Source organism: Candidatus Ulvibacter alkanivorans (assembly GCF_003333325.1).
Lineage (GTDB): Bacteria > Bacteroidota > Bacteroidia > Flavobacteriales > Flavobacteriaceae > Ulvibacter_A > Ulvibacter_A alkanivorans.
In genome coordinates this window covers 1-1,535 of sequence record NZ_QOLC01000037.1, presented here as the reverse complement: position 1 = coordinate 1,535, position 1,535 = coordinate 1, and the positions used below count along the sequence as shown (strand labels likewise).

Here is a 1,535-nt window from a genome sequence, read left to right as displayed (position 1 = left end):
ATTATTTTCGAGGCGGACTCTTTTGACGCATCAAAAACACTGGGAAGCTCCATGTGGTGTGTCACTCGTGAAAAAGAATACTTTAACAACTACACGTCAGATATGGACCGATTGGTTTTTATGTATGATTTTAGTAAAAGTCCGGAAGATCTCGAAAGCTTAACGGCTTACATTGTAGAGCACGACGGTCGAATTTCATCAGGTTATTACAAGGATGACGAACCAATTGATATTAAAAAATTCCCGGAAATAGAAGCCAACCTTCCTCCTATAAGTGAAAATAGAGCAAAAGAAAAACTCAAAGAATCAGAGGCTATTGCCGAGAATACAAGTGAACGTTACGACTTATACTGTAAAACTCTGGAAATGAATCGACCACACCTCATTCAAGAAAGACTGGATGAGAAAGCTTTGAAACAGTATTTTGATAATTATTTTTCTATTCGTTTTGATACGGCTCGAATTGTTGGATACGGTGCTGAAAAAAGTTTCGATTTTCTTGATAATTATTACAATAACACATCTGAGAACAAAGCTTGCTTAGAGGAATGGTTTACAAGAGGCGGCTTTTTTATAGAAAAAGCCATTGAAGGTGGTCATATGGATTTGGCTGAAAAAATATTCCATGACCAACGTTTTCAAACCGTCATTAAAGAAATTAAAAATGACCTGTCTATACAGTCTTTACCCACCAAGTTCTTAAAAGATGAACTGGGCATACTATCAGAGAACGATAAAAAAGTTCGGGAGAAATTTGCTAAAAAATTCATGGACACTATCGGGCTATCTCCTATTGAAACCTTTTCGCCTCATAAAGTATCCAAAAATGTATTTGATTTCTACAAAACTTACTACCCGAATTTCATCGATTCTTTAAAAGAATCTAATGAAAAAGGACTTATATACGTCCATAATTTATTGGCCAATGAAAAAGGCGAAACTTTTGAAAATCGTCTTGCCATTATCAAAGATCTCGAATTAACAGAAACCGAAAAAGAGAAATTCTTAGAGCCATTAGAAAGAAATTTTAAAAAAGCCGTTGCACAAATATCTTATCTTGAAGAGCCACAAAAAATCATCGAAGATTATACACAATTATTCAATTACTTTAACAATGATAATTTAAAGACGTGTCTTACAAAAGAGGTCGCTTCGTCTTTAACCCAACGAAGTCAATATAAAGCCTTTTCTGAATTCCTCGAAAATGGATTTTTTGATAATGTTAACTTCAATGAAACAAGTGTCGCTATCTTTAAGAATGAAAAAATGATTTGCCTTCACAAAGACACAGAAGAAATCATTGATTCTATTATAGAAAACTTGGAGAATAGAGTTAAACCAAAAGAGTATAAAAAATCAAAACCAAAAATATAACACGCTAGGTTTTTGTTAAAATTATGCTATAATGAATATAATAAAAATATAAAGAGGTTGTTATGTCACATGTTGAAATAAATAAAGAAAAACAAGAGCTTTATTCTCAAAAATACGACACCAAAAGACAAAAAGAGCAAGAATTGAGTGATATGATATTA

The 1,535-nt window shown here is 32.6% G+C and carries 1 protein-coding gene; it reads left to right on the top strand.

The genetic code is table 11. From position 1 onward, the window contains the following. Positions 1–102 precede the first annotated feature (102 nt). Positions 103–1,374, top strand: coding sequence for a hypothetical protein (locus DWA30_RS02330; RefSeq protein ID WP_136073133.1), 1,272 nt, complete (start codon positions 103–105; stop codon positions 1,372–1,374). Positions 1,375–1,535 lie beyond the last annotated feature (161 nt).

What these genes read in the sequence shown, in the direction of transcription:
- DWA30_RS02330 (WP_136073133.1), top strand. Translation starts at nt 103, where the DNA reads ATGGACCGATTGGTTTTTATGTATGATTTTAGTAAAAGTCCGGAAGAT.